Consider the following 25,596-nt stretch of genomic DNA (forward strand, 5'->3'; position numbering starts at 1 on the left):
TGACTGCCATCGGACAAGCGGAAAAACCAGGCTGGTGGCCGTTATCGGCCAATGACGATGTGCAGACATGGGGGGCGGCACCATGGATGCCGGGCCTGCACGGGAAAGACGGGACAACATCGGACACCTCCTGTCGGGTCAGGAGTGGCCGATGGGGTGGCGGGACTCCTGCGGCTCAGTCCATGCCGGTACCGCCGGGCCGCCTGACGGCCCGGATGGCACCTGGCACGGCGACAAGCCGTAACGGTTTGGCAACAGGCCACCGGGTGGTGACCGGGTTCAGGGCAGCGCTCAATGCGTGCGGGTAACCTTGGACAAATGACGCGGGGTATCCGGATTGAGGCCACGTGCTTCGGATAGCTGCGCCGCCATCAGGTAGAAGCTCTGGATGGCCAGCAAGGGGTCTAGCGCTGCATCGTCGGCCACGCTCAGCGTCAGGTCGCGGCTGGGCACCGTATCCGGAGCCGCCAGCAATACCCGTGCGCCACGGCCGCGCATTTCCGCAGCCAGATCAATCAGGCCTTGTTGTTCCGGGCCACGCGGCGCAAACACCAGCAGCGGATAGCCTTCGTCGATCAGAGCCATCGGGCCATGCTTGATTTCTGCACCGGAGAACGCCTCGGCCTGGATGGCACAGGTTTCCTTGAACTTGAGCGCCGCTTCCAGCGCCACGGCAAAACCCAGCCCGCGCCCCACCACCATGATGCGTTCGGCCTGGCTTAGCACCGGAATGGCTGCGCTCCAGTCCTGGCGGCAGGCTTGTTGCAACTGGGCGGGCAACTGGTCCAGCGCCTGCAGCAGCGCGGCATCGCCCTGCCAGTGCGCCACCAGCCGGGCCACGGCGGAGAGCGAGGCGATATAGCTCTTGGTGGCCGCCACGCTTTTTTCTTCACCGGCGCACAGCGGCAACGACCATTCACACGCTGCCGCCAGCGGCGATTCATGCTTGTTGACCAGGGCCACCGTGCGCGCACCGGCAGCAGCCAGGCGGCTCATGGTGTCGATCAGGTCCGGGCTTTGGCCGGATTGGGACAGGGCAACCGCCAGTTGTCCCTTTACCACCAGCGGGGCGTGGTGCAGGGTGACCAGCGACATGGGCAGGGACACCACCGGCACGCCCAGGCGCTGCATGGCCAGATAGGCAAAATAGCTGGCGGCGTGGTCCGAACTGCCACGCGCCACCGTCAGCGCCAGTGTGGGCGGCGCACCGGCCAGTTCGCGGCCCAGCACCGCCAGGCCTTCGTCCGCATACATGTGTTGGGCGGCCACGGCATCTGCGGCGGACAGGGCTTCTTCATACATCAGAGACGACAAGGTGTTCCCCTTCCAGATAGACATCCAGCAAATTCAAGGCTTCATCCAGCACCAGCACATCGGCCCAGGCTCCCGGCTGCAGCCGGCCACGATCGGCATGGCCCAGATAATCGGCCGGGTACAGCGACAGCCGGTGCGAGGCTTCGGCCAGCGGCAGGCCGATGGACACCAGATTGCGCAAGGCCTGATCCATGGTCAGTGTGCTGCCGGCCAGCGTGCCGTCGGCCAGCCGCACCCCGCCCAGACATTTGTGTACGGTATGCGAGCCCAATTTGTATTCACCATCCGGCATGCCCGCCGCGGCGGTGGAGTCGGTCACGCAGTACAGGCGCGGGATGGCGCGCAAGGCGGTGCGGATGGCACCGGGATGCACATGCAGCAAATCGGGAATCAGCTCGGCGTATTCCGCATGGGCCAGTGCCGCGCCCACCATGCCCGGCTCGCGGTGATGCAGGCCGGTCATGGCATTGAATAAATGGGTAAAGCCGGCAGCACCTTGCTGCAAGGCCTGCACGCCATCCTCATAACTGCCCAGGGTGTGGCCGATTTGCACCCGGATGCCGGCATCGCTCAAGGCGCGGATGATGTCCATGTGGCCGGGAATTTCCGGGGCCAGTGTCAACAGCGCAATCGGGGCCAATTGAGCCAGTCTTTCGATTTGCGACAGCACGGCCTGGCAGGCATCGTCCGGCTGCGCGCCCAGCTTGCCGGGGTTGATATACGGGCCTTCCAGGTGCACACCCAGCAGGCGGGCACTGCCACTGGCGCGCTGGCGGCAAGACGGCCCCAGCGCGGCCAGCACGCTTTCTATCTCGGCCATGGGGGCGGTCATGGTGGTGGCCAGCATGGCGGTGGTGCCGTGGCGGGCATGCAGCCGCGCCACCGACTCGGCCGCCTGGCCGCCCTCCATGATGTCCACCCCGCCACCGCCATGTACGTGCAGGTCGATAAAGCCGGGCAGGATGTAGCGTGTCGCCGGGGCGCTGCCCGGCAGTTTGCCGTCAAGGGCGGCAATACGGCCATCCGGCCCGGTTTCCAGCCTGCCATCCCGCCAGCCATCGGCAGTCAGGATGCGGCCCTGCAGTACATGTTGTGTCGTCATCGTCTCAGTTCAGCTACAAAGTCGTAATAGTCATTACGGCAATAGGTATCGGTCAGCTCTATCGCCTGGTTATCGGCATTGAAGCCGATACGGGTGATCAGCAACATCGCCTCGCCCTGCCGGATGCCGGCCAGCGCCGCAATCTCTGCCGAGGCATTCACCGCGCGGATATGCTGCAAGGCGCGCACCACAGCATGACCGGCACCGTCCAGGTAGGCATACAGCGAGTTGCCCACTTTATGTGGCTCTGGCAAAACGGCTACTGGCATTGTGGTCATCTCAATCGCCATCACTACACCATCCGCCAGGCGCTGGCGCTTGAGCCGCGCCACCTGCGAGGTGGGAGACAAGCCCAATTTGATCACCTCCTCATTGCTGGGCGGATGAATGCCACGCTCCAGCCATACCGAGGAAGGTTCAAAGCCACGCTGGCGCAATTGCTCGGTAAAACCCACCAGCCGTGACAAGGGCTGTTCCAGCCTTGGCGTGATGAAGGTGCCGGAACCATGCCGGCGCCGGATCAAGCCCTGCTCCAGCAACACGTCCATCGCCTTGCGCGCCGTCACCCGCGAGATACCCAGCTCTTCGGAGAAGGTGCGTTCCGAAGGCAGGGCTTCATCTGCCTGCCACCAGCCGGCATTGATGGCTTCGGCCAGTTTGCGGGCAAGCTGCAAATACAGCGGTGTGGTGGACTCCCCTTCCGGCTTGAGTGCGCTCCAGCGGTTTTCCATAAGCGGTCTGCAATTGGTCTGGTTGATAACAGGGCAAATATCGCACCGCCTACCCGGACAAGCCAGTGATTCACCTGCAAAAATTAATACCACTTAGATACCACGTCAATACCAATTGCACGATATACCTGCCTAATGACAGGAAGTGACGCGACTGGAATACAGGAAATACAGAGAGCCAGACAGCACAGAGGGCCAGGACAAGGCTGCTGAGGAAATGAAAAGACGCACAAAGTGGTATTGAAGTGGGCGTTTCTCGTGACTAAAACGTATGCAGCCTTGTAAATATGTCATGAGCGACCACACAGGCAGCGAGCAGCAGACAGTCATACCGCCGACTGCAGGCCAATTACAACAACGTCGCCAGAAAACCACAGTGCTGCCAACACAATGCAACAGGGGCCGCTGGCGGCCCCTGTGGTGATGCAGGAATACGATGGTTGGCGGCTTATTTGCGCCAGCTGATCAGGACCACGCCGGAGAGGATGATCACCATGGCCAGCACTTCCTGCTGACCGACATGCTCACCCAGCAACAACATGCCCAGCAGGACGGCGATGATGGGATTGACATAGGCATAGCTGGTGGCGGCGGCCGGCGACACGGTTTTCAGCAGGTGTAGATAAGCACTGTAGGCCACCATGGAACCGAACACCGACAGGTAGGCAATAGCAGCCCAGCCTTGCCATGACGGTGTTGCCGTCAATTGCTCTCCAGTGGCGGCACTGCCCAGCAACAAGGCAAGACCGCCAAAAATCATCATCCAGGCACTGCCCATCGGCCCCTTGGGCTGAACAATCACCCGGCTCCAGGCCGAGCCCAGCGCCCAACCGGCCGAGGCGAACAGCAACCAGAACGCCCCCATCGGGCTGGCACGCAAATTGGAACCCAGGTTCAACACCAGCATGCCCAACATGCCCAGCGCGATGCCCGCCCATTCACGGCCACGCGCACGCAGGCCAAAACAGAAGCGGCCAAACAGCACGGTGAACAAGGGCACGGTGGCCACCACCAGCGCCGCCACTCCGGAGGACACCTGTTTTTCCGCCAGGGTGACAAAGCCATTGCCGATGGCCGGCATCAGCACACCCAAAATGGCTGCACCACGCAATTCCTGCCGGCTGGGCAGGCGATGGCCGCGCAGCAGCAGGAAAGCCAGCATCACGCTGCCGGCAAACAGAAAGCGCAAACCGGCCATCATGAAAGGCGGCCAGGATTCAATACCGATGCGTATGAAGAAATAGGTTGAGCCCCAGATCACATACAGGGCAAAGAAGGCTGACAGGGTCAGCAAGGACAGCGAGGCGGGACGGGCGGACATGGCGGACTCGGAGAGGCTGGCCGGATACCTTGCCTTCGGTCCACAAAAAACTCAAGCGAGTACCAGGAAAGCTCTGTTCTGTCAGCAGAACAATCCCGGCACTCACCACGCTGCACTAGCGGGTGGCCAGCCGTTGCAGGATGTTGGAAAACTCTTCCATATAGGTATCGAAGCGGGTGGCCAGACGGTCCACATCGGTGGCAAAGCGGTTGTATGCCACCACCGCCGGAATGGCGGCAAACAGGCCGATGGCGGTGGCCACCAGCGCTTCGGCAATGCCGGGTGCCACGGTGGACAAGGTAGCCTGCCCCACATTTCCCAGCCCGATAAAGGCATGCATGATGCCCCACACCGTGCCGAACAGGCCGATATAGGGGCTGACCGAACCGACCGTGGCCAGGAAAGAGGTATGGCTGTCCAGCGCATCCAGCTCGCGCTGGGCGGCCGCGCGCATGGCGCGGCGCGAACCATCCATGATGTCGGACAGCTCGGCACCGCTGCGGCCACGCAGCTTGAGGAATTCGGCAAAGCCGGACTGGAAAATGCGTTCCATGCCCACGCTGTCGTTGCGGCGGTTGGCGTCTTCATACAGCCGGTTCAGGTCGGCCCCGCTCCAGAAATTGCGCTCGAACTCGTCGCTGTGGCGACGAGCGGCACGCAATACCGCAATCTTGTTGAAAATCAGCGCCCATGACAGCACCGATACCAGGGCCAGACCAGCCATAACCAGTTGGACCACCAGACTGGCATTCATCACCAGGCTGAAAATGGAAATCTGCTGCACGATGTTTCCTTGTCTGAATTAAAGCGGCCTAGCGCAACACGCGGCCGCTGGTGAAATCAATGATGGTGGAAGGTTTCCTGCGTTTGCCTATCCGCCCCGGCAGGGTCAGTACCGCGCTGCCAAACGCCATTCGGCAGGCCCGTGCTGTCTTTAACGCACGCTGGCCCGCCCGGTTGGCAGAGGTTGACACCAAGGCACTGCCCACAGCCCGGCACAGGGCGGCGGCTTCGCCATGGGCGGTAATGCGCACGGCGATCTTGTCATGCCTGCCACGCAGGGCAGGTGCCACCTTGCGCGAGGCCGGCAGCAAAAAGGTATAGGGACCGGGCCAGTAAGTGGCAAGTTCCGCCCATTGTGCGGCGGAAAGCGGCTGTACCAGATGACGGATCTGGGCAACGTCGGCGGCTATCACGATCAAGCCCTTGTGATTCGGCCTTGCCTTGATGGCCAGCACCCGCCGGATGGCCCGCACATCAGTCGGCAGGCACCCCAGCCCGAAGCAGGATTCGGTGGAATAGGCAATCACCCCGCCCGCGTGCAAACGCGCGCGCGCCTGCGTCAGCAGGCCTGCCTTGGGCAGACGGTATGGCGAGGACAAGCAGGAAGACGGCATGCAGATTGGCAAGGAGTTGAAGCGAAGCTGCCATTGTAGCGGCAGCGCAGCACCGGATGAAACCGCGATCTGCAGTCGGTTCACTCTTTCTGGTTAAGATATTTGGCATTGATGCGCGCCAGCGTGCCATCACGCTGCATGCCACGCAGCAATTCATTCAACTGCAACACCTGGCTGTCAGGGATGGCCGGGTTGCAGGCGAGGTATAGCAAGGTGGTGTTGAACGTCAACACCGGTCGTAACTGGCTGACTTTCTCCCGAGCCAGCAAGGATGCCCCCAGATACTTGCCGGTGGCCCAGTAATCAATGCGCCCGGCCAGCAGCTTTTTCACGTTAAGCTGATCGGTACTGGCCAGATCCACCTCAAAACCCCGGTCGATCAGGTATTGCGAGACAGCATCACCGCTGTAGCCGCCTATCTTGAAACGCCGGATTTCCTCCAGCGACAGCACGGCATTGCGATTATCGGTGCGGGCATAGAGTACCCAAGGATTCTCCACCAGCGGGCCTATCCACTTGAACTGATGCTCACGGGCATCGGTGCGGGTGGTGGAGTACAGACAGGTATTGGCTTCCAGCACGGTAAGGTTGAAGGCACGAATCCACGGCAGCAGCTCGATGGTGTAATTGCTGCCAGCGCGCTTGAACAGCTCCTGCACAATCTCGGTGGACAAGCCACTGATACGGCCACCGCTGCCCAGCATATTGAAGGGCGGGTAGTCCTCGGTCAGCACCCTGAGTGGCGGAGCGGCCTGGGCGGCAAGACTGGCAGTCAATAGTGCGCTGGCAAGGAGTTGACGAATCAACATGGTGGCCACTCCTTGCAGACATCGACATGTGCAGTCTAGTCAAGCCAGCGGCGGCCTGCCATGTAGCTCAGGACTTTGCGGCGCAGCCGATGTCGGCGGCAAGGGTCGCCAGGCACAACAACGCGATACCTGAACCGGGCTGCGAAACTGGCGCAGCCAGTAGCTCACCCGGCAGCAGCAACGGCGGGCATGGCGCAACAGGGACTGCACCCTGCGTGGCAGAGGCGAGGGTTTGGGGGCCGATGCAAACATGGCGGACTCCTGCTGATCAATGCCTGATAAGCAGAATGTAGTGCTCTGTCAGTCAAAATCGCATAGAAATGGCCGGGCAAAACATCAAAAACAGATAAAGAAAAACGGCACCACCAGGGTGCCGTTGCATGCTGTTGCGCCGCCACCGCTTATTTGGCGCGGTTGATCGCCTTGCTGCCGATATCGCGGCGCAGTTGGCTGCCAGCAAAATGGATGGCATCCGCCACCGCATAAGCTTTTTGCTGCGCCATCTTCACGCTGTCGCCCAGGCCTACCGCGCACAGCACGCGGCCGCCATTGCTGACTACCTGCTTGCTGTCGTTGAACGCCGTGCCGGCATGGAACACCATGCTGTCCTCGGTTTCCGCCGGCAGGCCGGTAATGACGTCGCCCTTGCGCGGGGCATCCGGGTAGCCGGCGGCAGCCAGCACCACGCCCAGCGCCACGCGGCGGTCCCATTCGGCTTCCACCTGATCCAGCTTGCCGTTGACACCGGCTTCCAGCAGTACGGTGAAGTCCGACTTCAGACGCGCCATGATGGGCTGGGTTTCCGGGTCGCCAAAGCGGCAGTTGAATTCGATGGTAAACGGGTTGCCGTCATGGTCGATCATCAAACCGGCATACAGGAAGCCGGTGTAGCTGTGGCCGTCCTTTTTCATGCCTTGCACGGTGGGCAGGATGATTTCGCGCATCACGCGGTTATGCACCTGCGGGGTGACCACCGGTGCCGGGCTGTACGCGCCCATGCCGCCGGTATTGGGGCCCAGGTCGTTGTCCAGCAGGCGTTTGTGGTCCTGGCTGGTGGCCATCGGCAATACGTGGTCGCCATCCACCATCACGATGAAGCTGGCCTCTTCGCCTTGCAGGAAGTCTTCGATCACCACGCGCGCACCGGCGCTGCCCATCTTGTTGCCCACCAGCATGTCGTCGATGGCGGCATGGGCTTCGTCCAGCGTCAGTGCCACCACCACGCCCTTGCCCGCAGCCAGGCCATCGGCCTTGATCACGATGGGCGCGCCCTTGCCAGCCACATAGGCATGGGCTTCAGCCGCATCGGTAAAGGTCTGGTAGCCCGCCGTCGGAATGCCATGGCGCTGCATGAAGGCCTTGGCGAAATCCTTGGAGCTTTCCAGCTGGGCACAGTACTGGGTGGGGCCGAAGATTTTCAGCCCGGCAGCACGGAAGGCATCTACCACACCGGCAGCCAGCGGGGCTTCCGGGCCGACCACGGTCAGCTGGATGTCTTCACGACGGGCAAAGTCGACCAGCGCCTCGTTGCCGCTCAGCTCGACATTGGTGAGATTGGGGTCCAGCGCGGTACCGGCATTGCCCGGTGCCACAAATACCTTGGAGACGCGATTGGACTTGGCAATACGCCACGCCAGTGCGTGTTCGCGGCCACCGGAACCGATTACCAACACTTTCATCTTGCGAGATCCTTCATCGTTAGCGGCAGCATGTGGCTGCCGTCATGGAGCGACAGACCCTGTCGGGCTGCGCTCAGAATTGTACATTCAGATTGGCAGGGAACGGATAAATCCCGCTGCCTGCATCGGGAAGCAACTGCGCGTGCTGGCTGATTTTCTTGCCGTCGATCAGCCCTTGCCATTGCACATCCAGCGGATAAAAGCGCGCATCAGGGCCTGCAACTGGAAGCCACTGCCAGCGGGCTTGCACATCGGTCACCGCCGGGCAGCCATCACCGCCGGCATCACCGCACACGCCCTTGTTGTCAGCCTGCTCGGTCAGATGCCCCATGCTGCGGATATCGCTGCCGGTGGCATGGAAAAATTCCACCGTGCTGGCGGTATAGCCTTGCTGCACATAGCCGCTTTGCAACACCCAGCCCCATTGTTGCGGCCCCAGTTGCACCACACGGGCTGCCGCCGCCATGCCATTGGTACCCATTTCCAACTGTTTTTCGCTTTGCAGCACATACTGGCCGTTCTGCAATACAAACAGCAGCAGGCGGCTGATGCCGGAGGCGGCAAAACTGTCCATGCCCTCACCGGCCGAGTCTGCGGTATCTGCCACAAAGGTGGTCAGCAACAACTGACGGCCCTGGCCGTCCCGGGCCAGTTGCAAGGGGCCGAAGGCACCGACAAATGGCCCTGGGCTGTTGCTGGCCTTGGCGTCCAGTTTCCATTGTCCGGGCTTGGCCCCGGCTTGCATGTTCTGCGCGCTGCGGTATACCGCCACGGCCTGCTCGGCCAGCCGCTTAAGATCTGGAGCCGCGGCCTGCGGTGCCGGAGTGGCCGGTGCGGGTGCCGGGGCCTCCAGCCAGTACACACCAGCGGCAAGGCCGACGATCAGCACAATCAGCAGCATCATCCTGTTGGTCTTGTTCACGGTTTCTCCGGCGGGCAGCCAAGCAAGGTGCTGCGCACCTCCCCGATGCAGCCTGCACGGGGAGGCAGTCCGCGCTTAGTGACGGAAGTGACGCACGCCGGTCAGCACCATGGCAATGCCATGCTCGTCGGCCGCGGCAAACACTTCTTCGTCACGCATGGAGCCACCCGGCTGGATGATGGCCTTGATGCCCTGCTCGGCAATCACGTCGATACCGTCGCGGAAGGGGAAGAAGGCATCGCTGGAGGCCACGGCACCTTGCAGGCTCAAGCCGGCATCCTGTGCCTTGCGGGCGGCAATGCGGGTGGAGTCCACGCGGCTCATCTGGCCGGCACCAATGCCCACGGTCTGGCCGTTGTTGCAGAACACGATGGCATTGGATTTGACGAACTTGGCCACGCGCCAGGCAAACAGCAGATCGGACATTTCCTGCGGGGTGGGTTGACGCTTGGTCACCACGCGCAGTTCGTCCAGCGCCACATTGCGGATGTCCGGGGTTTGTACCAGCACGCCGCCGCCCACGCGCTTCAGTTCGAAGCGGTTGGCACCGGTTTCCAGCGGAATTTCCAGCACGCGCACGTTTTTCTTGGCGGCGATGATGGCCTTGGCTTCTTCGGTGAAGGACGGGGCAATCAGCACTTCCAGGAACTGGCCGGTCACGGCTTCCACGGTTTCGGCATCTACCGGGCGGTTGAAGGCGATGATGCCGCCAAAGGCGCTGGTGGTGTCGGTGGCAAAGGCCAGCTTGTAGGCGCTCAGGGTGTCAGCGGCCACGGCCACGCCGCAGGGGTTGGCATGCTTGACGATGACGCAGGCGGTCTGGTCGAAAGTCTTGACCGCTTCCCAGGCAGCGTCGGCATCCGCGATGTTGTTGTAGGACAGTTCCTTGCCCTGCAGTTGGCGGTAGGCGGAGATGGTACCGGCTGCCGGGTCCAGGTCGCGGTAGAAGGCGGCGGACTGATGCGGGTTTTCGCCGTAGCGCATGTCCTGCACCTTGATGAACTGGGCGTTCAGGCGGTTCGGGAAAGCCACGCGTTCGGGCTTGCCGCTTACCACGCCATCGGCCAGGCTGGTCAGGTAGTTGGAGATGGCACCGTCGTAAGCGGCGGTGTGGGTGAAGGCCTTCTTGGCCAGTTCAAAGCGGGTGGTCTTGGCCAGCTTGCCGTCATTGGCCTTCAGTTCGGCAGTCAGCGCAGCGTAGTCGGCAGCGTCGGTGACGATGGCAACGTGGGCCCAGTTCTTGGCGGCGGAGCGCACCATGGTGGGGCCGCCGATGTCGATGTTTTCGATGGCGTCTTCCAGCACACAGTCCGGATTGGCGATGGTGGCTTCAAACGGGTAGAGGTTCACGCATACCAGGTCGATGTTGCCGATATCGTATTCGGCCATCTTGGCCACGTGTTCCGGCAGGTCGCGACGGCCCAGAATGCCACCGTGTACCTTGGGATGCAGGGTCTTCACGCGGCCATCCAGCATTTCCGGGAAACCGGTGTAGTCGGACACTTCGGTCACCGGCACACCATTGTCAGCCAGCAATTTGGCGGTACCGCCGGTCGACAGGATATGCACGCCCAGTGCGGCCAGTTCCTGTGCAAATTCCAGAACACCGGTCTTGTCGGAGACGCTGATCAGCGCGCGTTCGATTTTGGTCATGTTTCTCTACCACCTTGGCTAATGAATGAAAAAGCTGTTTTTACTGTGGCCTGATGTCAGCATCAGGCCGTATCCGGTTTGCCCTGCCTTGCCGGCAGGCACAAAAAAACCGGCCATCCTGTGTGGGGTATGGCCGGTTTATCTTCATATCAAATCATACGACTTCATTTTTTTACGCAGGGTGTTGCGATTGAGCCCGAGCAGCTCTGCCGCCCGGGTCTGGTTGCCCTGCGTGTGGGTGAGCACCACCTCGATCAGGGGTTTTTCCACACAGGCCAGCACCATATCGTAGATGGAGGCGGGAATTTCGCCATCCAGATCACGGAAATATTGTTCCATCGCCAGCCGCACCGACTGCGAAATATGTTCGTTGTTTTGCATGTTTATTGTTCTGTCTTCAACATATGGTGTGAACACTGCTAACCCTGCTTTGCTTGCCATGCAGGCCTGCATATCGCGCCCCGCCCGCTAGACCGGAGCGGCGTCCTCCGCCAGGAGGGCCTCATATTCCAGTCGTTCCGACTGTGCGGCCAACTGATCGAAATAGCCGGCTACCGCCTGCCGCTGGCGGCCAGTCTCCTCCAGCTGATACATGGCCTGGCGAAACGTATTGGAGCCCCTCAGCCCTCTGGTGTACCAGGCAATGTGCTTGCGCGCGATGCGGCAGCCGGAGTACTCGCCATAAAATCCATACAGATCGTCCAGATGCTCCAGCAATAGCTGGCGGATTTCCATCACCCGGGGAGGCGGCAGCAATTGGCCGGTCTCCAGGTAATGCTGCATTTCGCGGAAAATCCATGGCCGCCCCTGCGCCGCCCGGCCTATCATCACCGCGTCGGCACCGGTGTACTGCAATACCTGCTGCGCTTTTTGCGGCGTGTCGATGTCACCGTTGGCAATCAGCGGAATGCCGATGCTGGCCTTGACCGCGCGGATGGTGTCGTACTCGGCATCACCGCGATACATGTCCTCACGGGTGCGGCCATGCAGCGCCAGCGCGGCAATGCCGCAATCCTCGGCCAGCCGTGCAATGCGCAAGGCATTGCGATGCTCGGGACTCCAGCCGGTGCGGGTTTTCAGCGTCACCGGCACATCCACCGCCTTGACCACCGCCTCCAGAATGCGCCCCACCAGTGCTTCGTCACGCAACAGGGCGGAACCGGCCGCCACATTGCATACCTTCTTGGCCGGACAACCCATATTGATGTCGATGATCTGCGCGCCCTGCTCCACATTGATGCGGGCGGCTTCCGCCATCTGCTGCGGGTCCGAACCGGCAATCTGCACCGAAATCGGCTCCACCTCGCCGGCGTGGTCGGCCCGACGCAGCGTCTTGGCCGTGGCCCACAATGACTTGTTGGAGGTGATCATTTCCGACACCGCCATGGCTGCGCCCATTTTCTTGCACAGCATGCGAAACGGCCTGTCCGTCACACCCGCCATGGGGGCAACGATCAGCCGGTTTTTCAGGGTGTAGGGACCAATGCGCATCAGGTGTTCTGCGGTCAAACAAGCAAAAGGGCGGCCATTGTAATGCTTTTTTTTTAAGCAGTAAAAACCTTTTTGCTTATTTTTTGAGCAAGATCGATAGCCAGAAGAAATGGTACTGACGGGTACTGCGCGAAGGGGTGGGGATTGGAAGTCAGCCGATAAGCCGGGTTCTGTCGTTGGACAGTCATTCCTCTAGTACTGCCGTTACCGACAGTCTCAAGCAACCTACCCGGGGACAACGCGAGCCACGTTAACGCCCCCCTATTTGGTCTTGCTCCTGATGGGGTTTAGCCTGCCGTCCGTGTTGCCACGTCCGCGGTGCGCTCTTACCGCACCTTTTCACCCTTACCTGTGCTGACAAGTCAGCCATCGGCGGTTCAGCTCTCTGTTCCACTTTCCGTCGCCTCACGGCGCCCGGCCGTTAGCCGGCATCATGCTCTGCGGAGCCCGGACTTTCCTCCCCGCCACTGCTTGCGCAGCAGCGCGGCGACTGTCTGTCTGACTTCCAAGCGGCGATTTTACCTGAAGCAGATCAATATTGCGGCACTTTTTGACAGGAGCCCGATAGGATTCGTTTATACTGGCCAACCGTTTTTGTGAAACCCGTTTATCAATGGCGAGAAACCAGGCCAGGTTGTCGCGCTGGCAGCTGCTTGGCACCCTGCTCATCATCTTCCTGCTGGCCATCACTCTGGCAGCCTATTTTCTGCTGACCAGCTGGCAAGACTTCCACGCGCGCCAGGCGCAAGTGGAAAGCGACGCCTATCGCCATGCCCGGGAATATCTCCAATCCTCCAGCGAACACACCGTACAAACCTTGCTGGCCTTGCGCGCGCACGCCACCGACACCCTCCAGCAGCAACTCAAGCAGCAGGTGGATCAGGCTCACCAGGTAGCCCGCGGCATCTGGCAACAAGAACACGGCCGTCTGCCCCCGGCACGGGTCAAAGCCCTGATTATCGAAGCGCTGCGTCCACTGCGCTTTTTTGATGGCCGTGGCTATTTCTTTGTCGACACCCTGGATGGCCGCTGTGTGCTGCTGCCAACCGCCCCCCACCTGGAGGGCAGTTCGCTGCTGGAAAACCGGGATGATCAGGGCCGCTACATCATGAAATCACTGATCAAGGCGGTCAGCACCCCCACCCAAGAAGGCTATGCCAGCTATCGCTGGTATCTTCCAGGCAGCCGCCTGATGGCGGACAAGGTGGCATATGCACGCCAGTTTGCCCCGTACGGCTGGCTGATTGGCAGTGGTGAATACCTTGCCAACGTGGACGCCACGCTACAGCAGCGGGCACTCGCCTTGCTGGCCAGCATGCAACTGGACAAGGATAACGATGACCTGATGGTGATCGACAATCAGGGTGTGCTGCAGCTATACCCTGCCAATCCGTCCGAGCAAGGCCGCCACTACCTGGCCTTGGCGCCGGAACTGCGCAAACGGGTTCTGGAAGCCATGCAACTGGGACGCCAGGGCGGTTTCATGGAATACAGCATTCCGGCAGGCAAGAACCGCTCGCCGGTCAGCCACCTGGCCTATGCCCGGCGACTGCCGGGCTGGGACTGGACATTAGTGACGGCCATGCATATCCAGTCCATCCGCGACAGCAGCGTACAGGCCAGTAGCGCACTGGAAGGGCAACTTTTGGTCCGCATCCGCGCCACGATACTGATGACACTGCTGGCCATGGCCAGCGCCGGGCTGCTGTCCTGGTTTTTCGTGCGCTGGATGAATGCCCTGCTTGCGCGTTACCAGCTTGACCTGCGCCACAGTCACGCCGAATTGGAAGCCAGCACCCGCGAACTGAAGCTCAGCCATTTCATGATCGACCATGCAACCGATCTGGTTGCCCTGCAAACCGCGGATGGTGTGCTGGTTTACGCCAACCGGGCAGCACAGGACTGCATGGGAGAGGACGAGGCACTGCGCAGCCAGCTATCGCAGCAGCTATTTGCCCATGCCGGCAAAGCCCTGCCCCGCACCTTCGAAACCCGGCTCGAATGCAGGCAGGGCCACCTGCACCTGGAAGTCACCCTGACCGGACTGGACTACCAGGGCGAGCGTTATCTGTGTGCCACCGCCCGTGACATCAGCCAGCGCCACCATGCAGCGCGACAGCAACGCCTGGCCGCCAAGGTATTCGAATCCAGCAATGAAGCCATTCTGATCAGCAATGCCGACAACCGCATCCTGGCGGTAAACCGCGCCTTTACCCAGATTACCGGCTTTAGCGAACAGGAAGTGCTGGGCCGATCGCCAGCCATGCTGGCTTCAGGCCAGCACGATGCCGACTTCTACCAGCGCATGTGGCACAGCCTGAAGGAACGCGGGCAGTGGTCCGGTGAAATCTGGAACCGGCGCAAGAATGGCGAAGCCTTCCCCGAATGGCTGAACATCAGTGTGCTGACTGACGAACACGGACAAATCACCCATCATGTCGCCTTCTTCACCGACATCTCCGAGCGCAAGGAGCATGAAGCACGCATCCAGCACCTGGCCGAATACGACGCGCTGACCGACCTGCCCAACCGCATTCTGGTCAACGACCGCCTGCAGCAGGCCATCCGCCTGGCGGAACGTCAATCCGGTCTGCTGGCGGTGCTGTTTGTCGATCTGGATCACTTCAAGAACATCAACGACACGCTGGGACACAACAAGGGCGATGAGTTGCTCAAGCAAGTGGCCGGTCGCCTGTGCGGCGCAGTACGGGAGCTGGACACCGTGGGCCGTACCGGTGGCGACGAATTTGTGCTGATCCTGCCGGCCATCTCGCAACCCGATGAGGCCGCACAAGTGGCCGAGCGCATCCTGCGCGCGATGCAAACCCCATTCGATGTGGATGGAACTACGCTGGTGGTGGGCTGCAGCATCGGCATCAGCCTGCTGCCGGACGACGGCACGGAAATCCAGACCTTGCTGATGAATGCCGACCTGGCCATGTACCATGCCAAGGCGCACGGCAGAAACACCTTCCGTTTCTACACCCGGGAGATGAACACGCAGGTGGCAGACCGCCTGCAACTGGAAAACCGGCTGCGCCATGCGCTGGAACAGGACGAGCTGTTCCTGCTGTTCCAGCCGCAATATGACATCAACAGCAACGCCCTGATCGGCTGCGAAGTCCTGCTGCGCTGGCAGGACCCGCAAGAGGGGCTGATCATGCCGTCCCGCTTTATTCCGATAGCCGAAGACAGTGGCCTGATCGTCCCGCTGGGACGCTGGGTGATGCGCGAGGCCTGCATGCAGATGGCCCGCTGGCGCCAGCAAGGGCTGTTACTGCCCAAAATTGCCGTGAATGTATCGGCACTGCAGCTGACGCGGATGGACTTCATCGATGATGTCCGCGCCGCACTGGAGGAAAGCGGCCTGCCCGGCAACTGCCTGGAAATCGAAGTCACCGAAAGCACGCTGATGGAAGATGCCGACCTGGCCGCCCGCCAACTGTCCATCCTCAAGGCCATGGGCGTGCGGCTGTCGGTTGACGACTTCGGCACCGGCTACTCCAGCCTGGCCTATCTCAAACGCTTTGCACCGGACACCATCAAGATCGACCGTTCCTTTGTCTGCGAACTGCCCGGCGACAGCGAGGATGCCGCCATTGTGTCTGCCATCATTCATCTGGCCCGGGCGCTCGGCATGAGCACCCTGGCCGAAGGCGTGGAAACCGAAGCGCAGCATCACTATCTGCGCGAACTTGGCTGCGGTGGAATTCAAGGCTATCTGCTGGGCAAGCCGCAAAGTGCGGACAGCCTGGCTGCCCAGCTAGATGCAGCCATCCTGTGACACGGCAAGCGGCTGATCCGGTCGTTCAGCCTGCACAGGACGCGGTATCAGCAGTGAGCACATGCCAGCCAGCAGCACGATGCCCAGGCCCAGCAGCATGCCATCAGCCGGGCTGTCACGCAGCGACTGCATGGCCGGCAGCAAGGCAAAACTCAGCCCGGCCCCCAGGTTGAAGGCACCGGCATTCAGCCCTGGCAACAACCCTGGACTGCCTTCCGGTGACAGCACCACCCCCAGACCATTGAGCATGATGTTGGCCGTGCCGGCATAGGCCACACCCGCCAGCACGGCGGCAGCCACCATCCATGCCAGGCTGGACAATCCCGCGGTCAGCATCAGCAGGATTGCCAGCAGGCTGCCCGCCAATCCCAGCCGCAGCACCCGGCCATACCCCCAGCGCGGGGCCAGTTGGCCGGTATACGGCCCCACCAACCAGCCAACCAGGGCATACGGGGTGAGCAAGTACCAGGCCGCCTGCTCGGCAGACAGACCGAAACCACTGCCAGGCTGCTGGGCATGTGCCATCACCAGGCCATTGATGATGGCAAACACCCCCGTCATGGTCAGCACCGTGGTCAGCAGCAAGGGCCAGATACAGCGTTGGCGCAACAGGGACAGTGCCAGCAGCGGATGGCTGCTGCGCTGTTCGGTATACAGGAACAAGCCCAGCGCCAGCAAACCGGCTACCGTGGTGAAAGTGACCGCAAGCCAGTTGGCAGCGCGACCCGCGCCGGCCAACTGCAGCGCCCACAGCAGACAGCCCAGTGACAACACCAGCCAGCCCACACCGGGCCAGTCCATGCGGGCATGGGGAGACGGTCTGGACTCCGGCGCCAGCCTGACCACCAGGACACAAGCCAGAGCGGCAAACAGCGCAATGCACCAGAACACGGCACGAAAGCCGAAGGCGGTGGCCAGCCAGCCGCCGGCAATGGCATCAATGCCGGCAATGCCGCCATTCACTGCCGTCACCACCCCCATCAGCAGTCCATAGCGTCGCGGGTCGCGTACTGCGTGGTGCAACATCAGCAGGCACACCGGCACCACAGGCCCGGACACGCCCTGTATCAGCCGCGCCAACTGCAGTACGGCCACCGACGGTGCCATGGCAGCCAGCACGCTGCCGGCCAGCATCACCAGCAACATGCCCAGCAACACCCGCCGACGCCCCAGCATGTCACCCAGCCGGGGCAGAAACAGTGAAAACAGCGCCGCCGCGGTAAAAAATGCCGTTTGTGACATGCCCACGGCGGCATCGCTGGCCTGCAGCTCCTTGGCCATGGTCACCAGCACCGGGCTGAGCATGCTGGCGTTGAGCTGAAATGCCACACAGGCGGCCAGCAAGGCTGTCATCAGGCTGGCAACCGGTACATGCGGCATAGCGCTATTCATCGCCCACCCTCCCCGATATTGCGCAAGGCAGTTTGCACCATCTGCCAGAACGCGGCGTGGTCCAGCGTTACCGCCACCTGGGTATGGCAGTCAGCCGGAGGCGGGGCGCGGAAATCGGCCACCGTCATGCCTAGCGTCAGCGCACCATGCAGCTCCACATCCAGTGGCACCTTGCGCACCGTCATCACCTGCGGGTCGATTACATAGGCCACCGCGCAGGGGTCGTGTACCGGCGGGCTGGCAAAGCCCTGTTCCCGGCGGTAGGTTTCGCCAAAGAATTGCAGCAGTTCCTGCACGAAGCGGGCCGGACGGGTTGCCAGGGCGGCAATCCCGGCCTGCACCTCGGGCGTGGCCAGCGCCTGGAGGGTGAGATCCAGTCCCACCATGGTGAGCGGCCATGGCGCATGGAACACGATGTGCGCGGCTTCCGGGTCAATCTTGATATTGAACTCGGCCACCGCACTCCAGTTGCCGGTGTGATAGCCGCCGCCCATCAGCACCACCTCGCGCACCCGGCTGACAATGCGCGGTTCCTTGCGCACCGCCAGCGCAATATTGGTGAGGGCTGCGGTGGGCACCAGGGTAATTTCTCCCGGCGGATGCGCCATGATCAGTTCAATGATCAGGTCCACCGCATGCCGCGGATCGACCTGCCGCGTGGGGGGCGGCAGTTGCGGGCCGTCCATGCCGCTGTCGCCATGGATGGAGGGCGCAATTTCGCTCGAACGCACCAGCGGACGGTCGCAGCCAGCGGCAATGGGCACCTGGATACCGGCGATGTCCGCCACGGCAAGTGCGTTGCGGGTTACCTTTTCCAACGTCTGGTTGCCCGCTACCGTGGTGATCGCCAACAGATCGATGGCGGGGCTGCCATGCGCCAGCAGCATGGCGATGGCATCATCGTGTCCCGGATCGCAGTCTAGAATGATCTTTCTGGCCATATGAGATCCTTGCTTACAGGAAGAGAGGGGGGCCGGGAGCCTGTGCGCCCGGCGCAGCGCAGGTAATCAGCCCGCCACGGCGGCAGGCGGATGTTCCGGGGCCAGCCAATACTCCACCAGCCGGACCCAGTAGCTGGCCGCCAGTGGCAGGGCATTGTCGTTGAAGTCGTAGCCAGGGTTATGCACCATGCAGCCACCCTCTTCATCTCCGTTGCCGACGATGAAATAGCAGCCTGGCACCTGCTCCAGCCAGTAGGCAAAATCCTCGCTGCCGGTAAGCGGTGGAATGTCTTCCTGCACATTGGCCGCTCCCAGGTACTCACGCGCCAGCAGGCTGGCCTGGCGGGTGATGACATCATCGTTGAACAGCACCGGATAGCCATGCTCGAAGGTGATCTCTGCCGTGGCACCGTAGGCGGCAGCATGTTGTTCGGCCAGTTGGCGGATACGCAGATGCAGCAGTTCGCGGATATCCGGTTTCAGTGCGCGCACCGTCAGCCGCAACTCGGCGCTGGCGGGAATCACATTGGCGGCATCACCTGCCAGCAAGGCCCCGACCGTGACAACAGCCACATCCAGCGGCGACACATTGCGCGACACAATGGTTTGCAGGGCCATCACCAGGGCAGACGCAGTCACCACCGGATCTACCGCACTCTGCGGCATGGCACCATGACCTCCGGTGCCATGCAGACGAATGGTGATGGTGTCGGTGGAGGCCATGAAGGGACCGGCACGGAAACCAAAGCTGCCCAGCGGCATGCCCGGCATATTGTGCAGGGCAAAGATGGCGTCGCAAGGAAAGCGCTGGAACAGCCCTTCGTCCAGCATGCGCTTGGCACCTGAGCCGCCATGCCCCTCCTCGGCCGGTTGGAAAAACAGGTGCAGCGTGCCGGCAAAGCTGCGGCGGCGAGCCAGTTCGCAAGCGGCGGCCAGCAGGATGGCGGTATGGCCGTCATGACCGCAGGCATGCATCTTGCCGGCCACCTGGCTGGCCCAGGCCCGGCCGCTCTCCTCCTGGATGGGCAGGGCGTCCATATCGGCGCGCAGGCCGATGCTCGGCCCCTTGCCACAGTGCAGGCTGGCAACCACACCGGTGCCACCGATGCCGTGCTGCACCTCATACCCCCAGGCCTGCAGCTTTTCCCGGACCAGCCGGCTGGTATTGAACTCTTCGAAACCCAATTCGGGATGGGCATGCAACTGGCGTCGCAAGGTGATCATTTCATCGGCAATACTTTGGATGCCTGGCAGGATGGGGCTGAACATGATGTGAAGTCTCCGCAAAGGCTGGGGCAGGAGTGCAGAGACTGAAAGAAAAGTAGGGTTGTGCGATACAGGGACAAAGGGCAGCTTGACCCAGAGGCCGGCCAAGGCCAGCCTCTGGCAGCGCGGTGTCAGTCGAAGCGCAGGGTGTAGCGAGATTCCACCGAGGTATTGGTTCCAGCCCGTAATACCATGGACCAACCCTTGCTGAGCTGATAGGCCAGTTTGACGGCCTGGTCGGCACTGGTCACACCGTATTCATAACCAAGGTACAGTTCACGGGTCAGTTGCCGCCCCACCGTCACCACCTGCTCGGCGGGGCTAACCGTACCATTTGCCAGGGTCCGTTCCTTGCGACTGGCCAAACCCAGCTCATCGAACAGGCCGACCTGATCGTTGATGGAGCCGGCCAGCATCATGCCGGCGGAGGCCGCCAGCGCGGAATCATCCCGGTCGCCACTGGCGGCATGCCCCAGCACCAGCCAGGCCAGCTTGTCCTTTTCCGACATGGACTCATCCGCCACCAGACGGATGCGCGGTGCGGAAACACTGCCGGATACCTCCACGCCGGCTCCGACCGGCGACAGGTGGCGCTTGGCCACGACATTGAGCACCGGATTATCCAGCGGGCCGACAAAACTGATGATGCCCTGTTCGATGTCCAGTTCCTGGCCATAGGCTTTGTAGCGTCCCTTCACCACCCGCACCTGGCCGCGCGCCCCCGGCGGCTGTCCCGGACTGGCGCTTACCTTGACCACGCCGGTCAACTCCACATCCAGGCCCTGACCGACAAAACGGAAGCGGTCGCCCAGATCAAGATCCAGTGCCACGGTCAGCGGCAGACTGGCAAAGGCTGAGGGTTCCGCCACGCTACGTCCCTTCACCACCACATCGTCACTCAGCGTGGGAGCACCGCCCTTGGGCAGGTCAATCCGCCCCTGGTCAGCGCGGATTCGTCCGGTGAGCGCAATCTTGTGCTCAACCATGCTCAGTTCGGCATTGCCGGACACCACCAGTTTGCGACTGGGCTTGTCGAACACGCTGAACTTGTTGAGTGCCACCCGCACCACCGCATCCGGCCCGGCCTCGCGCAGATCCAGGCTGCCAGTGGCCACCACATCGCCCTGACCGCTGGCAAAGCGCAGGCGGTCAAGTACCAGGCTGCGACCATTCAGATGTGCCTGCAATACGCCATCGCCCAGACGGATACCGGTCCGGTGATCGGCCAGCAGCAGCTTGCTGCCCTGGATGCTGCCCTGCCCTTGCAACTGGCCTAGCGGGCCGGTCAGCGCCAGATTGGCTGACAATTGGCCGCCCAGCTCCAGTGCGGGCGATGACAGTTGTGCCAGAGATGCCAGCGAGGGCAGCAGCACCGTGGCAGTGGCCGATAGCGGGGTCCGGGCATCGATATTGCCGCCGTTCCATGGCAAGCTGCCTTTCCCCGCGAGTTGGGCATACTGGCTGTCGATGGCGGTGTCGAACCGCAGGCTGCCACCATCAAAGCGCAGATTAAGCTGGGCGGACTTCAAGCCCAAGGGCGCGGGTCGTCCGGCTTCGGCGGGCAGGCGGATATCGCCGGCCACCCGCTTCAGCCAAAGTTGGCCCTGTGGCTGCTTGCCATTCAGATTCAAGGCCCAGCCACCATCCAGCACCAGGTTTTGCTCCACCGGGAGTTGCAGCACACCCGCCAGCTCGGCCAGATGCAAACCTTCAGCATGCCCACGGGTAGACAGCACACCATTGCTGCTGTCCAGGTCGGTCAGGGATACACTGCCGCCCAGCATGTTCACACGGGCCGCCCCCAGCCTGACCCTTGCCGGTCCGGCTTCCAGCGCCAACGGCGACTGCAGGCTGAGGCCCGGCCTGCCGGAAAGCTCCAGCCGCTCCAGCACGCCCTGCCATTGGCTGCTATTGGCCGGCAATCCACCGCTGGCTGCCAGTTGTAGCTGATAAGCCTGACCGGCCAGACGCAGCCGGCCATCCAACTGCAGATGATGGCGGGTACGGGTGCCATTGCCCTGTGCGCGCAACTGCTCGGCACTGAAACTGCCGGCCTGCAGTCTGTCGGCCACCAGTTGCAGGCGGAAGGGGCTGCCTGCTGCGGCCTGGATATCGCCGTCCAGACTCAGCGTCTGCACGGAAAGGTTGCCGGGCAGGTGTAGCCGGTCAGCCCGCAGGCTGGTGGTCAGCAACGGTGCGTTGGGCGTGCCGGCCAGCAAGGCCTGTCCCTTGATGTTGCCGGAAAAACCAGGCCCCAACAGCGCGAGATTGGGCGCATCGATCAGCAGTTTGAGCTTGTCGCCAGCCACGCCATAAGCGCCACTGGCTTGCAGACGGTTGCTGGCCAGGCTGAGATCAGCCAGCAATTGCCGCAGGCGCTGGCCCTGCCAGTCTGCTGTCAGTTGGCCGCCAAGCGGCGCACCGGACAGTCGGCTGGGCGCAAACTGCAAGGCAATCTTGCCGGCCAGCGGCTGGGCCAACTGGCCACTGGCCTTGATGGCGGCGTTCAGCTCGCCGGAGGGCAAACCAGGCTTGAGCCGGGCGGGGTCGGCTTTCAGCAGCTTGCCTTCCAACTGGTAAAGCTGCTTTCCTTCCAAGCCCAACTTGCCCGTCACACTCATCTTGCCGGCACCGGCAGTCAGATCGAGTTGGCGCAGCAGCAGCGTTTTACCGGCCCCATCCTGCTCGAAGGCCAAGGCGGTTTCCAGTTGCAAGGACTTGCCATACAGGCTGGCGCGGATATCCGGCCCGGCCAGCGGTCCGGCAACACGGGCCGTTCCCTTGATGGTGTCATCCGGCGCGGTCGCATACAGGGTTTTCAGGCTGATGTTGTGCAACAGCGCAACGATATCCAGCGAGCCAGGCTCCACCTTACCGGTCAGATTGAGCTGGCCTGCGCCCAATTGGGCCATCAGCTTGTCCAGATGCAGCATCTTGTCATCGGCCCGGAACTCACCCACCAGCAGCGACAAGGGCAATTGGCTGGCCGATACCGGCCCCGGCTGGCTGTTGAGCAAGGACAAGCCGCCCTTGATGCGGGCGCCGCCTTCCGGCTCGGCATGCACGGCAAAACCCAGCCGTGCTTTGGGCCAGCTCGGCAACAGCGCTTGCGGGTTGATACCGCCCACCCGGATGTCCAGCCGCCCGAAACGGTTATAAGGGTTAAAGGCAAATGGCCGTAACAAGCCGTGCGCCTCGGCCAACATGCCCTTGCCACTGCCTGTCGCATCCACTTGCAAGGCCAGCAGATTGCCTGCCAGCTTCAGCCCGGCCTGTACTGGAATCTGCTCTAGCTCGCCCTGGGCGCGGAGCTGGCCCTGGGTGGCAAATGGTGTGCTATCGGCGATGGACAGACGGGCGCTGGTGCTGCCCCATGGTGTTTGCAGCTGTGCCAACTGCAATTGATGCTGCTGGTTCTGGTAGGCATAGCTGGCCTGCAAGCCGTAAAGCCTGACGTCCGCCGGCAGCAGGGTGAGGCTGGCCAGTTTTACTTGTTCGACGCGGACATCCAGCGGCAAGGACAAAGAAACGGGAGCCCCGGCAGCAGGCGTGGCGGGAGCCGGACGGCTGTTTACCCGTACATGGCCGATATCAAGCAGTTGTACCTGCAAACGCCGCTGCCACATATCACTGGCTTGCCATTGCAGTTGCAGGCGGTCGATATCCACATCCTGATAGCGTGCGCGCCAGCGGATATCGTGCAGGGTAAAACCGGACCACAGGCTGCCTTCGCTACGGGCAATGCTCAATTGCTGATTGCTCAGTGCCGGCAGTTGCTGGCAAAGCCAGGCCAGACCCTGTGTGCTGCCACCCAGCCAGCCCAGCACAGCACCTAGCACAAGCAGCACCAGCAGGCAGAGCAGGCGGCCCCAGCGGCGCCGTGGCGGCTTTGGCAGAGGTGGCGGGCTGGCCTGCGGCCCTGCTGCCTGGTCTGGCAAGGGAGCGTCCTGCATCAGAAGGCCAGCCCCAGGCTCATGTTCCAGCGCAACTTACCGTCCTTTTCTGCCTTGGCAATATCCATGGACAGCGGTGCAATGGGACTCATCCAGCGCACACCGATACCGTTGGCGTGTTCCAGCTTGAAGCTTTGCCAGCTTTGCGCCGCGTTACCGGCATCGTGAAACAGCGCCAGCGCCCAGTCCTTGGCCACCGGAATCTGGTACTCCAGCGTGGCCGTGGCCACGACACGGCCACCGACCACCGCGCCATCCGGCCCAGGCAGACCCAGGCTCTGGTAATCATAGCCGCGCACGCTATTGGAACCACCGGCACGGAATAGCTGGGAAGATGGCACTTCATCACTGTCCTTGGCCCAGACCTGACCGATTTCCAGCCGGGTGAGCAAGGTGCCGTACTTGGGCCATGGACTCCAGTAGGCTACGCCACGCGCATAGCCCCGCACAAAGCTGGTGGTGGACAACGCGCTCCCCAGCGTGCTGGACAGCGAGGTGTCCAGCAAGGTGCCGGAGCGGGGACGCAAGGTGTCGTCCACATCGCGCCGCGTCCAGCCAAACACACCAAGCAGGGCCGCGGTATTGTTGCTGGGCGTATTGCCGATGGTTTCCTTTTCCTGGATGAACTCCACGCCGAAACGGGCATTGATCTTTTCATGGCTGCGGATGCGCCAGGCACCGGCATCAATGGTGGTGGTTTTCACCCCCTGGATATCGGTTTGCTTGAAAGATGAGGTGATGGAATGGGAATAGTTGTCGGCCTGGCGTGGAAAACCCAGGCCGAAACTCAGGTTACGGTCGCTGTTTTTCCAGTCCAGCAAGGCAGAACCGGTCCAGCCTTTGCCAAACAGATTGTAGTAGTCATAGCCGATGCGGGTACCGGGCCCGTCTTCCGAGTCGTAGGTCAGGCCCAATTCCAGCTTCTGCTTGGGAAACTCGGTCAGGCTCACCTCTACCGGCACCTGGTTATTGTCTATGCGCGCCATGTCGGCACTCACCACCACCCCGGAATACTGGGCGGCCTGCTCCAGCGCAGACTGATAATCCAGTAGCTTCTTTTGCTGATAGGGGTCGCCCTGCTGAAAATCCGCCAGCCCGGTTGCCACGCTCAAGGGATAACGCTGGTTGCCGGTGATATGGGTGGGACCAAAACGGATCAAGGGGCCACTATCCACCTGCACCAGCAACTGGCTGCGCTGGGTTTGCGGATCGATGTCGGCCTGGCTCTTGACGATTTTTGCCAGCGGAAAGCGATCGACGGTAAGCAGGCGCAGGATGGCGCGTTTGCTGCTGCTCCAGTCGTCCTGCCGATATGGTGCGCCAATGGGCAGCGACCAGGCTTCCAGCACGGCGGCCAGCCGTTTCTGGTAATCGGCTTGCTGACGGATGTCACCGCCAAGCTGCAGGGTAACGTCGTCGATGATGACCGGCTCGCCCGGATCAACCTTGATCACATAGTGATGTTCTGTCGGTTCCTCCACCCGGATGGTGGCACTGAAGTAGCCCTCGGTCTCCAGCAAGGCCTGGGCTGCATGCGGCGTTTCCTTGATGATGGCCTGTAGCTGAAACTCATCCAGATCAGCATCGTTACTGGCGGAAACCAGTTCCAGGTGATCGTTCAGCAGGCTGGCCAGCGTCGATGGAGCATCCACACTGACGGTGTAATCCACCTTGGCCCAGGCTGGTGCGGCACACAGCGTGAGGGCAAGGGCGGATGACAAGGCAAGGGGAGAGGTTCGTGGCAGCATGTCGGCATTCATCTGGAATCCGACTGATGGTAGCGAAACTGGTTCAGTCTGGCGAGGACTGTCGGCAGACTGCTCTGCACGGCTGCCATAAAA

General features: G+C 62.0%; 18 protein-coding genes and 1 other RNA gene. 1 reads left to right on the forward strand and 18 read right to left on the reverse strand.

Features of this window, described 5'->3' with window-relative positions; all coding sequences use genetic code 11:
- Positions 1-291: 291 nt before the first annotated feature.
- From DLM_RS18850 to rnpB, 13 genes are all read right to left on the reverse strand, one after another.
- Positions 292-1,314 (reverse strand): SIS domain-containing protein, encoded by a 1,023-nt coding sequence (locus DLM_RS18850; protein WP_231959902.1) that lies wholly within the window; start codon positions 1,312-1,314, stop codon positions 292-294.
- Entirely contained in the window at positions 1,295-2,416 is a 1,122-nt protein-coding gene (gene nagA / locus DLM_RS18855; protein ID WP_089082572.1) for an N-acetylglucosamine-6-phosphate deacetylase, read from the reverse strand. Before nagA ends, DLM_RS18850 begins: the two co-directional genes overlap by 20 nt.
- Positions 2,413-3,147, reverse strand: a complete 735-nt coding sequence (locus tag DLM_RS18860; RefSeq protein ID WP_089082571.1) for a GntR family transcriptional regulator — start codon at positions 3,145-3,147, stop codon at positions 2,413-2,415. The genes nagA and DLM_RS18860 overlap by 4 nt, the downstream gene beginning before the upstream one ends.
- Before the next feature lie 448 nt (positions 3,148-3,595).
- Entirely contained in the window at positions 3,596-4,468 is an 873-nt protein-coding gene (gene yedA / locus DLM_RS18865; protein ID WP_089082570.1) for a drug/metabolite exporter YedA, read from the reverse strand.
- A gap of 115 nt (positions 4,469-4,583) precedes the next feature.
- Complete coding sequence (gene tolQ / locus DLM_RS18870) at positions 4,584-5,243, reverse strand: protein TolQ (RefSeq protein ID WP_370459711.1); 660 nt, start codon at positions 5,241-5,243, stop codon at positions 4,584-4,586.
- Positions 5,244-5,280: 37 nt separating this feature from the next.
- On the reverse strand, positions 5,281-5,865 hold the full coding sequence (locus DLM_RS18875) for an L-threonylcarbamoyladenylate synthase (RefSeq protein WP_089082568.1): 585 nt from the start codon (positions 5,863-5,865) through the stop codon (positions 5,281-5,283).
- Between the two features lie 80 nt (positions 5,866-5,945).
- Entirely contained in the window at positions 5,946-6,674 is a 729-nt protein-coding gene (locus tag DLM_RS18880) for a substrate-binding periplasmic protein (protein ID WP_089082567.1), read from the reverse strand.
- Between the two features lie 401 nt (positions 6,675-7,075).
- Complete coding sequence (purD, locus tag DLM_RS18885) at positions 7,076-8,353, reverse strand: phosphoribosylamine--glycine ligase (RefSeq protein WP_089082566.1); 1,278 nt, start codon at positions 8,351-8,353, stop codon at positions 7,076-7,078.
- A gap of 73 nt (positions 8,354-8,426) precedes the next feature.
- A complete protein-coding gene (locus DLM_RS18890) occupies positions 8,427-9,275 on the reverse strand; it encodes a hypothetical protein (RefSeq protein WP_145985896.1) in 849 nt (282 codons plus the stop codon).
- Between the two features lie 75 nt (positions 9,276-9,350).
- Positions 9,351-10,928, reverse strand: a complete 1,578-nt coding sequence (gene purH, locus DLM_RS18895; RefSeq protein ID WP_089082564.1) for a bifunctional phosphoribosylaminoimidazolecarboxamide formyltransferase/IMP cyclohydrolase — start codon at positions 10,926-10,928, stop codon at positions 9,351-9,353.
- A gap of 144 nt (positions 10,929-11,072) precedes the next feature.
- Entirely contained in the window at positions 11,073-11,309 is a 237-nt protein-coding gene (locus DLM_RS18900; protein ID WP_045845804.1) for a helix-turn-helix domain-containing protein, read from the reverse strand.
- A gap of 87 nt (positions 11,310-11,396) precedes the next feature.
- Positions 11,397-12,419, reverse strand: coding sequence for a tRNA dihydrouridine synthase DusB (gene dusB / locus DLM_RS18905; RefSeq protein WP_089082563.1), 1,023 nt, complete (start codon positions 12,417-12,419; stop codon positions 11,397-11,399).
- Positions 12,420-12,562: 143 nt separating this feature from the next.
- An RNA gene (rnpB, locus tag DLM_RS18910) (RNase P RNA component class A) lies at positions 12,563-12,925 on the reverse strand.
- Positions 12,926-13,032: 107 nt separating this feature from the next.
- On the opposite strand from rnpB, the gene DLM_RS18915 reads away from it, so the two are divergent.
- A complete protein-coding gene (locus tag DLM_RS18915; protein WP_089082562.1) occupies positions 13,033-16,203 on the forward strand; it encodes an EAL domain-containing protein in 3,171 nt (1,056 codons plus the stop codon).
- Here DLM_RS18915 and DLM_RS18920 read toward each other — a convergent pair.
- From DLM_RS18920 to DLM_RS18940, 5 genes are all read right to left on the reverse strand, one after another.
- Positions 16,183-17,595, reverse strand: coding sequence for an MFS transporter (locus DLM_RS18920; RefSeq protein ID WP_197715452.1), 1,413 nt, complete (start codon positions 17,593-17,595; stop codon positions 16,183-16,185). The two genes, DLM_RS18915 and DLM_RS18920, sit on opposite strands and share 21 nt — an antisense overlap.
- Positions 17,592-18,536, reverse strand: coding sequence for a nucleoside hydrolase (locus DLM_RS18925; RefSeq protein ID WP_089082561.1), 945 nt, complete (start codon positions 18,534-18,536; stop codon positions 17,592-17,594). The genes DLM_RS18920 and DLM_RS18925 overlap by 4 nt, the downstream gene beginning before the upstream one ends.
- A gap of 66 nt (positions 18,537-18,602) precedes the next feature.
- Positions 18,603-19,805: a M20 aminoacylase family protein gene (locus DLM_RS18930; RefSeq protein WP_089082560.1), complete on the reverse strand. Its 1,203-nt coding sequence runs from the start codon at positions 19,803-19,805 to the stop codon at positions 18,603-18,605.
- Between the two features lie 128 nt (positions 19,806-19,933).
- Positions 19,934-23,755: a translocation/assembly module TamB domain-containing protein gene (locus DLM_RS18935; protein ID WP_089082559.1), complete on the reverse strand. Its 3,822-nt coding sequence runs from the start codon at positions 23,753-23,755 to the stop codon at positions 19,934-19,936.
- Positions 23,755-25,503 carry an autotransporter assembly complex protein TamA gene (locus tag DLM_RS18940; protein ID WP_231959904.1) on the reverse strand — a complete coding sequence of 583 codons (1,749 nt, stop codon included), beginning with the start codon at positions 25,501-25,503 and terminating at the stop codon, positions 23,755-23,757. The genes DLM_RS18935 and DLM_RS18940 overlap by 1 nt, the downstream gene beginning before the upstream one ends.
- Positions 25,504-25,596: the final 93 nt, after the last annotated feature.

Origin of the sequence: Aquitalea magnusonii, from assembly GCF_002217795.2 — a bacterium.
GTDB classification, from domain to species: domain Bacteria; phylum Pseudomonadota; class Gammaproteobacteria; order Burkholderiales; family Chromobacteriaceae; genus Aquitalea; species Aquitalea magnusonii_B.

What these genes read in the sequence shown, in the direction of transcription:
- nagA (WP_089082572.1), bottom strand. Translation starts at nt 2,416, where the DNA reads ATGACGACACAACATGTACTGCAGGGCCGCATCCTGACTGCCGATGGC.
- DLM_RS18860 (WP_089082571.1), bottom strand. Translation starts at nt 3,147, where the DNA reads ATGGAAAACCGCTGGAGCGCACTCAAGCCGGAAGGGGAGTCCACCACA.
- yedA (WP_089082570.1), bottom strand. Translation starts at nt 4,468, where the DNA reads ATGTCCGCCCGTCCCGCCTCGCTGTCCTTGCTGACCCTGTCAGCCTTC.
- DLM_RS18875 (WP_089082568.1), bottom strand. Translation starts at nt 5,865, where the DNA reads ATGCCGTCTTCCTGCTTGTCCTCGCCATACCGTCTGCCCAAGGCAGGC.
- DLM_RS18880 (WP_089082567.1), bottom strand. Translation starts at nt 6,674, where the DNA reads ATGTTGATTCGTCAACTCCTTGCCAGCGCACTATTGACTGCCAGTCTT.
- purD (WP_089082566.1), bottom strand. Translation starts at nt 8,353, where the DNA reads ATGAAAGTGTTGGTAATCGGTTCCGGTGGCCGCGAACACGCACTGGCG.
- purH (WP_089082564.1), bottom strand. Translation starts at nt 10,928, where the DNA reads ATGACCAAAATCGAACGCGCGCTGATCAGCGTCTCCGACAAGACCGGT.
- DLM_RS18900 (WP_045845804.1), bottom strand. Translation starts at nt 11,309, where the DNA reads ATGCAAAACAACGAACATATTTCGCAGTCGGTGCGGCTGGCGATGGAA.
- dusB (WP_089082563.1), bottom strand. Translation starts at nt 12,419, where the DNA reads ATGCGCATTGGTCCCTACACCCTGAAAAACCGGCTGATCGTTGCCCCC.
- DLM_RS18915 (WP_089082562.1), top strand. Translation starts at nt 13,033, where the DNA reads ATGGCGAGAAACCAGGCCAGGTTGTCGCGCTGGCAGCTGCTTGGCACC.
- DLM_RS18920 (WP_197715452.1), bottom strand. Translation starts at nt 17,595, where the DNA reads ATGAATAGCGCTATGCCGCATGTACCGGTTGCCAGCCTGATGACAGCC.
- DLM_RS18925 (WP_089082561.1), bottom strand. Translation starts at nt 18,536, where the DNA reads ATGGCCAGAAAGATCATTCTAGACTGCGATCCGGGACACGATGATGCC.
- DLM_RS18930 (WP_089082560.1), bottom strand. Translation starts at nt 19,805, where the DNA reads ATGTTCAGCCCCATCCTGCCAGGCATCCAAAGTATTGCCGATGAAATG.
- DLM_RS18935 (WP_089082559.1), bottom strand. Translation starts at nt 23,755, where the DNA reads ATGCAGGACGCTCCCTTGCCAGACCAGGCAGCAGGGCCGCAGGCCAGC.
- DLM_RS18940 (WP_231959904.1), bottom strand. Translation starts at nt 25,503, where the DNA reads ATGCTGCCACGAACCTCTCCCCTTGCCTTGTCATCCGCCCTTGCCCTC.